The 9,249-nt window shown below is 49.9% G+C and carries 10 protein-coding genes; all 10 read left to right on the top strand.

Going from position 1 to position 9,249, the window contains the following annotated elements; translation table 11 throughout:
• The first annotated feature begins 289 nt into the window (after positions 1–289).
• The 10 genes from CLOSYM_RS15605 (at position 290) to CLOSYM_RS15650 (ending at position 8,931) form a co-directional block, all read left to right on the top strand.
• Positions 290–1,000 (top strand): FadR/GntR family transcriptional regulator, encoded by a 711-nt coding sequence (locus CLOSYM_RS15605; protein WP_044902581.1) that lies wholly within the window; start codon positions 290–292, stop codon positions 998–1,000.
• Between the two features lie 209 nt (positions 1,001–1,209).
• Entirely contained in the window at positions 1,210–2,319 is a 1,110-nt protein-coding gene (locus CLOSYM_RS15610; RefSeq protein ID WP_003501542.1) for a TRAP transporter substrate-binding protein, read from the top strand.
• Between the two features lie 111 nt (positions 2,320–2,430).
• On the top strand, positions 2,431–2,955 hold the full coding sequence (locus tag CLOSYM_RS15615) for a TRAP transporter small permease (protein WP_003511138.1): 525 nt from the start codon (positions 2,431–2,433) through the stop codon (positions 2,953–2,955).
• A gap of 14 nt (positions 2,956–2,969) precedes the next feature.
• A complete protein-coding gene (locus CLOSYM_RS15620) occupies positions 2,970–4,253 on the top strand; it encodes a TRAP transporter large permease (RefSeq protein ID WP_009296924.1) in 1,284 nt (427 codons plus the stop codon).
• Between the two features lie 24 nt (positions 4,254–4,277).
• A complete protein-coding gene (locus CLOSYM_RS15625; protein WP_021642848.1) occupies positions 4,278–4,760 on the top strand; it encodes an L-2-amino-thiazoline-4-carboxylic acid hydrolase in 483 nt (160 codons plus the stop codon).
• Between the two features lie 12 nt (positions 4,761–4,772).
• Entirely contained in the window at positions 4,773–5,255 is a 483-nt protein-coding gene (locus CLOSYM_RS15630) for an L-2-amino-thiazoline-4-carboxylic acid hydrolase (protein ID WP_003501550.1), read from the top strand.
• Between the two features lie 24 nt (positions 5,256–5,279).
• Positions 5,280–6,581 carry an L-cysteine desulfidase family protein gene (locus CLOSYM_RS15635; protein ID WP_021642849.1) on the top strand — a complete coding sequence of 434 codons (1,302 nt, stop codon included), beginning with the start codon at positions 5,280–5,282 and terminating at the stop codon, positions 6,579–6,581.
• On the top strand, positions 6,565–7,575 hold the full coding sequence (dhaK, locus tag CLOSYM_RS15640; protein ID WP_021642850.1) for a dihydroxyacetone kinase subunit DhaK: 1,011 nt from the start codon (positions 6,565–6,567) through the stop codon (positions 7,573–7,575). The genes CLOSYM_RS15635 and dhaK overlap by 17 nt, the downstream gene beginning before the upstream one ends.
• Positions 7,572–8,207 (top strand): dihydroxyacetone kinase subunit DhaL, encoded by a 636-nt coding sequence (dhaL, locus tag CLOSYM_RS15645; protein WP_003501554.1) that lies wholly within the window; start codon positions 7,572–7,574, stop codon positions 8,205–8,207. The genes dhaK and dhaL overlap by 4 nt, the downstream gene beginning before the upstream one ends.
• 106 nt (positions 8,208–8,313) lie before the next feature.
• Entirely contained in the window at positions 8,314–8,931 is a 618-nt protein-coding gene (locus CLOSYM_RS15650; RefSeq protein WP_021642851.1) for a DedA family protein, read from the top strand.
• The last annotated feature ends 318 nt before the right edge of the window (positions 8,932–9,249 follow it).

Raw genomic sequence — 9,249 nt, forward strand, 5'->3', positions numbered from 1 at the left:
CAGAGCGGGAGCGTGCTCCGCAGACTTTATCTTCTCCCGCAGCCCCAACTCACAACAATCTTCCCCGGGACGAAAGACTCATATACACACCCCACCACCCCGTCCGCTGGCCGTACCGGCGGCGTCCTCACCTGCTTAACTAAATAGTTACCCGCACCAATTTTAATTAAAAAAGAGTCAAGGGAGGAAAAGTGATTGCCAAATGCAGGAAAGAGCATATATAATATAGAGGACAGGAAGCGGCACAACCGGCCGTATTCCTACAGGGAAACGAAGGATGGTACAGGCTATGGAAAGAGGATTTACACTTTCACAGAATATCGCGGATAAGATAAAAACTAAGATTATGACAGGTGAATTTGCATTGGGATCCAAACTTCCCAACGAGAATGAGCTGATGGATGATTTGAATGTGAGCCGGACTACGATAAGGGAAGCAGTAAAGATACTGATATCCAAAAACATCCTCTATATCGAGCGGGGGAAGGGAACTTATGTTGCCGCCATACCGGGGCTTGCGGATGATCCCTATGGGTTTGAGTTTATACCGGAGGAAAAGCTGATTCCGGATCTCTGTGAAACGAGAAGCGTAATCGAGCCGGAGGTCTGTTATCTGGCCGCACAACGGGCGACGAGAAGACAGCTTAGTGAGATGGAGGCAATTCTCAGAAAGATGAATGAGATCATGTATGAGCTGAAAATGGATGAGAGCGATCAGCGCATGATCGATCAGCTGGCAGACTGTGAGATGGAATTCCACTCCCTGGTCTACTGTATGACCGGAAACATAGTGATTGAGAGGATGCTTCCCACAATTAAAAAGGCCATTGCATTGAACTATACGACGAATGTATACCGCCGTTCCTTTGAGCTTACCGTAACTCAGAATCTTCATATTGATTTGTTTCATGCCCTCCAGGCCGGTGATGCCGACAGAGCGCGGGAGATAGGCAGGGAGCATATGAAAACGATGCAGGAAAAAACAGGGCAGAGGAGATAAACAGATGCAAAATTAATCTGATTTTGTTATTGACAGAGGTATGACGTCGTGTTACACTGAAATTACCAAATTATGTGTAATTTCAGTGTATTTTTTTTATTATATAACATCATACGTCATACCACTTAAAGAGGCAGCATTCTCCATAGAAGGGAATTGTGATATGGGGCTGAGAAGATGTCTGTTTCAAATAAAAAGGAGGAAGAAAGATGAAAAGATTCGTAGCATTAACAGTGGCCGGGGCGCTGACACTTGCTTCGTTGGCGGGGTGCCAGAAAGCAAGTACGGCAGAGAAGCAGCCGGCAGGGGGAGAAACGACAGAGAGCCAGGCAGAAAATGGGGGGAATGAGAAAAAGAGTACGGACGCGAAGCTGTTAAAAACCAGCATGCCGACAGCCTGGGATGAGACACATGGTTATACCCAGGCGTTGATCGCCATGAATGCATATCTTGACGAGGCCTCAGGAGGCAGGCTCCAGCTGGATATCTATGCTGGCGGTCAGTTAGGGGACGAGGTGTCGGTATTCGAGAGTATGCAGATGGGAACGATAGACTGCGCCGTATTCAATGCAGCCTCCCTGTCTAATTTTACGCATGTGCTGGAGGCCTTTGATTTGCCCTATATGTGGGTGGATGATACCGGCGTGGTCAATACAAAACTGCAAAATACTGTGGTCAGCTCAGATTTTGCAAAGGGATACCTTGATAAGGTGTACGCTGAGACTTCGGTAAAGCCGGTTGGCTTTTTGTATAATGCATCACGTGATTTCTTCCTGAAAAAAGAGTTGAAGAGTCTGGCCGATGCCCCGAGTATCAAGCTCCGCTCCATGACGGCGCAGATGCATCTTGATATGTATACCGCTATGGGGTTTGTGGCAACGCCTTTGGGATACAGTGAGGTATATAATGCCATGCAGACAGGCGTTGTGGACGGTTTTGAAGATACGGCATGTTCCACCATTACCTCAGGAACCTACGAAACGGCAAAATACGTTGTCAAATCCGGTCATGCGACCGCTTCCCCTCTGTTTGTGTGCAGCGGCATAACATGGGACGGACTGTCGCAGGAGGAAAAAGACTGGCTGACGGAGGCGGTCGAAAAGGGACGTCAGGCCTGCTATGATACTTTTGAAACTGCGCAGGAAAATGCATACAAAACATTTGAAGAAAAGGGACTTCAGGTGTCTGTCATCGATCATGATGCCGCTGTGGCAGCGTGCCGGCCGGTAATTGACAAGTATTGTGAAAATGAAGACAGTAAAGCAATTTATGATTATGTTATGAAAGTACGTGAAGAGCTTGGAATCCCGAATAACTAAGCAGGATCATGTTTGTAAAATGTTCTGGAAAGGCTGCTTTGACAGTGCGGCGCTTCTCCCGCCTGTCTGTGCCGGCCCTTGCTGCTTACTATTTTTGGAAATGGAGAAAGTATGGCAAAAAAAGTGATTTATATGCTGGATCGTTTTAACGATCGCCTGATATGGGCGGTCAAATATTTTCTTTGCGCAGTTTTGACACTTCAGGTATGCCTGATCTTTGTCTCCGTGGTGATGCGGTATTTTCTCAACCGTCCTCTTTCATGGAGTGATGAGATGGCGACATTTATGCTGGTGTATGTGACGTTTCTGGGAACCTACGTGGCATCCAACACCGGTCATCTGGCGAAAGTTGAGCTTTTTATTTCCCTGTTTAAAGGGCCGCTCCATACGGCTGCCAAAATTCTGTCACGTATTTTTTCCGCAGGCTTGGTTGGCTGGATCGGATTTTACGGAACGAAAATGTATTTTTCCAACATTATTCAGAACCAGGTCAGTTCCGCCATGCAGATTCCGATGCGGTTTGTCTGGTGGATCCTGCCGGTGACAATGTGGCTGCTGCTTTTTTCGGAAGTGCTGGGATTTCTGCATATATTTATTCCCAGAAGTGACGGAAATGAATATGCGCGGCTGGATTAGAGAGGGGTGACGGTATGATAATGATAATTATGTTTGTGGTCACTCTGCTTCTGGGTGTTCCGATTGCATATGTACTGGGGCTGGTAGGTGCGGCCGGGCTGATTACCATGGGACCGAATTATTTTCCGGCGGTGGCGCAGAAATTGTTTTCCTCCGCCAATTCTTATAACCTTATGGCGATTCCGATGTTTATCCTGGCCGGGGAACTGATGGGACTTTCCGGGGACGTGACACGTCTGATGGACTTCTGCCGGGCGCTTGTGGGGAGGGTGAAAGGCGGCATTGCCTATGTCTGCACGATTGTGGGACTGCTTCTTGGAGGAATTCTCGGCATGGCCAATGCGGAGGCGGCCCTTCTATCCTCAACCATTTATCCGGAAATGAGAAAGGACGGATATGAAGATGACTTTGCAGCCTGTTTTATTGCCTCCGTATCGGTGGTCGGTCCGCTTATCCCGCCGGGGCTCCTGTATGTGATTTATGGTGTTTCCAGCGGTACACCGATTGCCTATCTGTTCGAGGCAGGCGTGGTGCCCGGAATTATGGTCGGTCTGGCTCTGGCTCTGGTGATTTTTATCCTGTCGAGGAATCCGGGCCGCAAATGGGTGATTCACGACTGGCAGGGCTGGAGGCATGTATGGAGTAAGCTTAAATCAGCCGCTTTTTCAATTGTGGCGCCTTTTTTAACCTTTGTCAGCATCGCGGCGGGAGTAGCGACGGCGACGGAATCGGCGTCGCTGATTATTATGGTGGTGACGCTCGTCGGAATCTTTATCTACAAAAAGATTAAACTGAAAGCCTTAATTCCGATGATAATCCGGTCGGCCGTAATGAGCGGAGCGATACTGATTATCGCAGCGATGGCAGGTGTTATGGGTTGGGCTCTGGCGATAGAACAGATACCCACAATCATCTGTAATTTCATGCTTTCCCTGACCGATAACGGACTGATTGCCATGCTGCTCATACAGGTTTTCCTGCTGATGGTCGGGATGTTTATGGACGCATCACCGGCAGTTTTAATTCTGGTGCCGGTGTTCCTGCCAATCATGCAGGCATACGGCTATGATTTTGTTCATTTCGGCCTGCTGATGTGCTTTAACCTGACCATCGGTGTTCTCACGCCGCCGGTCGGCACCTGCCTTTACACGACGGCAATGGCCACAAAGGTGCCGGTGGATCGGATGGTAAAAGGAATCTGGCCATGGATTGGCGTTCTTGTGGTATGTCTTTTAATATGCACCTACTGCCCGGATCTGGTATTGGCAATCCCGCGCCTGTTGGGTTATACAGGTTAATATAAATATGAACGGAGGTTTAATATGATTCAAAACAATGCGAAAATCAATGACACCTTATCGAAGGAAATCAGAAAGGCGAATGAGACCAGAGGGATGTGGTATTACCAGCTGGTGAAGGCAGCCGGGCGGTACGGTCTGGATGAGGAGGCCTATGCCCGCAGCGCTATCCGCAAATTAGGGAATCTCTACCGAAAGAATTATCCTGATACGGACAGCATTTCCCAGTTTATGGGCGCGTTCATGAATGATCAGACGATAAAGCAATTCCATGCAAAACTGGTCTCGATGACGGATGAAGAGGCCATTGTCCATTTCCATTACTGCCCGATGTGCGGGGCCTGGACAAAGCTCACCGAGGATGAAAAGGAAATCGGCTTAATCTGCGACTGTGCGATGGATGTGGACCGCGGCGTATTTGATTTGTATGATCATATCGGTTTCAAGTTAGAGCGCGCGATCGGAATGGGAGACGGCGTCTGTGAGCTTCATTTTGTAAAAAAGTAAGGGGGAAGTAAGATGATAAAGAATGAACCGAAAAAATATGTGGGTGACTATAATGTGGATGCAGTGCGGGATGCCTATGAAAACCGGGGAAGATGGTATTATTTTCTCGTGAAGGAGGGACTTGAGCAGGGACTTCCCCTGGAGTTTGCCAGGGATGCCATGCATGAGGCAGGATTATTCCTCGGGAAAAGCAGGTTTAACGGAATTGACAATCTGAAGGATTTTGCGGACGAGTTTATGACCTATGGGGTTGAAAAGGTCAACGAAGGAGAGGTTGTGAAGCTTTCGGAGGAAGAATTTGAGGTGGATTTGGGGTATTGTCCGCTGGTCAACGCCTGGCAAAAGCTTGAGCAGGATGAAAAATTTCTGGCGGATATCTGTGACATCTGTATGGAGATGGATCGCGGCATCGCGGAGAGCCTTGGTATGTCCATGGACTTAAAGGCCACGATTGCATCAGGCTGCGGGAAATGTACCATGTGTTTTAAGAAATAAGACCATGAAGGAGCGGCGGAAAAGATGAAAGCATTGCTTGAATGGATCAGGAAAGACATGAAACCGGCTCTTGGGGTAACGGAACCTGCTGCCATAGCTCTGGCCTGTGCGGCCGCCAGAGCTATGACGGAGGAACCGGCAGAATGTCTTCTGGTGAGAGAAAATTCCGGTATCTATAAAAATGCATTTACCTGTGGAATCCCTGGCACGGATAAGATTGGGAATGAATTTGCGGCTGCCTTGGGCTGTGTGGCGGGAGATAAGGAAAAAGGCCTTCTGGTGCTGGAGGAGATATCAGATGCAGATGTGGAAGCCGCAAAGCGGTTTATCGAGGATGGAAAGGTAAAGGTAGAAGTCTCACAGATCAGCTCTGAATTGTTTATTTATGCATGTGTCCGGACGGAGCATGACTGCTGTGAAGCTGAGATCAGGGGACAGCATACGAATATATGCCGGCTTGTAAAAAACGGACGGGTGCTTCTGGAAAAAAAGACCCGGGAGCTGGAAGAAACGGCCCGGCCGGGTTCGCTTACGGACTATACAATGGAAGAGTTCTTCAGGTTTGCGAAAGAGACCCCGGTCGAGGACCTTTATTTTATCAGGGAGGCGTACAGGGTGAACCTGGAGCTTGCTAAAGCAGCACTCACCTCCGAGCGGTGTACGCTGACTAAAAGTCTTCTGGCCTTTAACGGGGGGACGGATGTTTCCGGCGATTTAAGAGCGACAGCCCGTTTCTTTGCAGGAGCGGCCTCTGAAGCGCGGGTTCTGGGCCTTGATAAGCCGGCGATGAGCATTACAGGAAGCGGGAATCATGGGATCATCTGTACGATGCCTTTGTATGCAATGTACCGGGTGGAACACCATTCCGAGGAAAGCCTGCTGCGGGCTACGGTTTTGAGCTATCTGATTACAATGTATATGAAGGAATACTCCGGGAAACTATCTGCTTTCTGCGGATGTGCAGTTGCAGCCGGAACGGGAATGGCCTGCGCTATGACGTTTATGAGAGGAGGCGGTTTCGAAGAGGTTTTGGCGACACTTAACAATATGGCGGCATCCATTGTGGGGATGATCTGTACCGGAGGCAATCATGCCTGCTGTATGAAGGTTCTGGCGGCAGTGGATACGGCTGTGACATCGACGGAACTGGCATTGTCAGGAAAATGCATCTCCCCGGAGCATGGCGTGGCGGATGTATGTCCGGAGAAAACAATGCAGAATATCGGACTGATAGCGTACCCGGGCATGACAGAGACTGAACGTGTAATTTTAGAAATAATGCAGAATAAGAAGGGGGGAGCCAAAGGACATGAAGAAACTGATTAATAATCCGGACCGGGTAGTCACAGAGATGCTGCAGGGACTGTGTGAGGCAGAACCGGAGCTTGTCTATGCCGGGGAAGGAATTGAGGTTGTCAGCAGAAGGGAAAAAACACCGGGCAAGGTAGGCCTGGTCAGCGGAGGCGGCAGCGGTCATGAGCCGGCACATGCCGGCTATGTGGGAAAAGGAATGCTGGATGCGGCGGTGGCCGGGAATGTTTTCGCATCGCCAAGCCCCGACCGGATTCTGGAAGGAATTCATGCGGCGGACGGCGGAGCCGGTGTCCTTCTGATTATAAAAAATTATTCGGGTGATATAATGAACTTCCAGATGGCGGCAGAGCTGGCGCAGATGGAGGGCATCCGGACAGAATGCGTGGTGGTGAAGGACGACGTTGCGGTTCCGGACAGCACCTATTCTGCCGGGCGCCGGGGAATAGCCGGGACTGTGCTGGTTCACAAAATTGCCGGAGCAGCCGCAGAGTCGGGAAAGAATCTGGACGAGGTCAAAAGGATTGCCGAAAAGGTGATTGTAAATCTCCGGTCAATGGGGATGGCGATGTCGCCCTGTATCCTGCCGGCGGTGGGAAAACCGGGCTTTTCCCTGGGAGAGACAGAGGTGGAAATCGGCATGGGCATCCACGGGGAACCGGGAATCTGCCGGGAGGACCTGACACCGGCCGCAGAGACGGCAAAGACGCTTCTGTCCCGGATTCTGGAGGATTTTGACTACAGCAAAAGTGAGACGGCCATGCTGGTGAACGGTCTCGGAGGAACGCCGCTTATGGAACTGTATATAATGAGCCGGGAGCTTACACGGATCCTCAGGGAAAAAGGCATTACCGCAGTCCGCACCATAGTGGGAAATTATATGACATCACTTGAGATGGCCGGCTGTTCGGTCACACTTTTGAAGCTGGATGAGGAACTGAAGGCGCTTCTGGCGGCGCCGGCCGATACACCGGCTTTTAAATGCTGCGACGGGAGGGCGGAAAGATGATTATAACATCGGATGATTATGTGGCTTACCTGAACCGGGCGGCGGCGGTAATACGCGACAGCAAGGATTATATCAGCGGCCTGGACGCGGCAACAGGGGACGGGGATCACTGGGCAAACCTTAATCTGGGTTTTGAGGCGATCATTCTGGCCGGGGAAAAATTAAGGAAACTTCCAATAGATGAAGTGTTCAAACAGATTGGCATGCTGATGATGAGCCGGGTTGGAGGAAGCTCGGGCATTCTTTACGGAGGCGCGTACCTGGCGGCGGCTAAAGCTGTGGCGGGGAGGGAATCACTGGATGCAAAAGGGCTCTGTCTGGCGCTTTCGGCCATGGTGGAGGATATGATGAGCCGCGGAAAAGCGGAGCCGGGATTTAAGACCATGATCGATTCCCTGTATCCGGCCGTGGAGGCATTCAGGCTTGCACTGGATGCGGGGGAAAATGACAGGACGGTACTTGAGCGTGTCAAAAATGCAGCAAAAGACGGGGCAGAGAGTACGAGGCAGATGGAAGCCAGAAAAGGCCGGGCCAGCTATATGCTTTCAAAAGGACAGGGGCATCTGGATCCGGGGGCGGTCACCATGTCCTACCAGCTCTGTTGTCTTTGTGACTATTTGATGGAACGGTAAGAAAAGCTTTGCGGCGTGTCATACACAGTCTTTTGAAAAAATCCCGAGTCATACATTATTTAAGCGCTGTATAAATTATAGTAACACGTTTTATGCAGGTGCGGCCATGCAGCAGTTTATAGTGGAAGTGATGAATTCATTCGGATACATCGGTATATTTTTACTGATTCTGGTAGAAAATCTGTTTCCTCCGATCCCCTCGGAGGTGATTCTGACATTTGGCGGTTTTATGACTACTTATACGGCAATGAATGTTCCCGGCGTTATTGCGGCATCCACGGCAGGCTCGGTGTTCGGAGCCGTGATTCTTTATTATGCCGGCCGTCTGATACCGAAGGATGTCCTGAAAAATTTGCTGGAAGGAAAGGTTGGAAAACGCCTACATTTTGAAACGGAGGATGTACACGACGCGGAGGGCTGGTTTGACAACAAGGGTAAAAGCACTGTTTTCTTCTGCCGCTGCGTACCGATTATCAGAAGTCTGATATCGATACCGGCCGGCATGGCCAGGATGAAGATGGTTCCGTTCCTGCTCCTGACTTTTGCCGGGAGCCTTGTGTGGAATACGGTTCTGGTGACGGCCGGAGCCGCCGCCGGCGCGTCTTGGGGGAAGATTCTGGATGTGCTGAATACATATTCTAATATTACGGTGATTGTTGTGGGGATTGCCGCGCTGATTGGCAGTACGGTTTATTTCAGCAGAAGGAAAGAAGAGGAGCATTAGTCTGAACCAATGTTATGATACCAGGGTCAAAAGGTTGGAAATCTGATGCAAGCTTGCTTGCATGAAGATTTTTAATCTTGGGACCCGCCAAAAACATGAGTAAGAAGCCATTTTTCGCAGAAAAATGAGCGGATTGCGAATGTTTTTGAGGATTGTGAGAGCACGCAGTGCGGAGCAATCCGGTTTCAAAGGGGGCAAAAGACCTTTTGACCCCAACATCATGTTATTTAGTTAGGCAGGTGATGACGCCGCCGGAACGGACCATGTCCGGTGCCACGAAAACATCCGCCTGAGTCTTCCGTCCCTGGCGAAAATCTG

Source organism: [Clostridium] symbiosum ATCC 14940 (assembly GCF_000466485.1).
Lineage (GTDB): Bacteria > Bacillota > Clostridia > Lachnospirales > Lachnospiraceae > Otoolea > Otoolea symbiosa.

Coding starts and splice junctions, on each gene's coding strand:
- CLOSYM_RS15605 (WP_044902581.1), top strand. CDS start 290: ATGGAAAGAGGATTTACACTTTCACAGAATATCGCGGATAAGATAAAA.
- CLOSYM_RS15610 (WP_003501542.1), top strand. CDS start 1,210: ATGAAAAGATTCGTAGCATTAACAGTGGCCGGGGCGCTGACACTTGCT.
- CLOSYM_RS15615 (WP_003511138.1), top strand. CDS start 2,431: ATGGCAAAAAAAGTGATTTATATGCTGGATCGTTTTAACGATCGCCTG.
- CLOSYM_RS15620 (WP_009296924.1), top strand. CDS start 2,970: ATGATAATGATAATTATGTTTGTGGTCACTCTGCTTCTGGGTGTTCCG.
- CLOSYM_RS15625 (WP_021642848.1), top strand. CDS start 4,278: ATGATTCAAAACAATGCGAAAATCAATGACACCTTATCGAAGGAAATC.
- CLOSYM_RS15630 (WP_003501550.1), top strand. CDS start 4,773: ATGATAAAGAATGAACCGAAAAAATATGTGGGTGACTATAATGTGGAT.
- CLOSYM_RS15635 (WP_021642849.1), top strand. CDS start 5,280: ATGAAAGCATTGCTTGAATGGATCAGGAAAGACATGAAACCGGCTCTT.
- dhaK (WP_021642850.1), top strand. CDS start 6,565: ATGAAGAAACTGATTAATAATCCGGACCGGGTAGTCACAGAGATGCTG.
- dhaL (WP_003501554.1), top strand. CDS start 7,572: ATGATTATAACATCGGATGATTATGTGGCTTACCTGAACCGGGCGGCG.
- CLOSYM_RS15650 (WP_021642851.1), top strand. CDS start 8,314: ATGCAGCAGTTTATAGTGGAAGTGATGAATTCATTCGGATACATCGGT.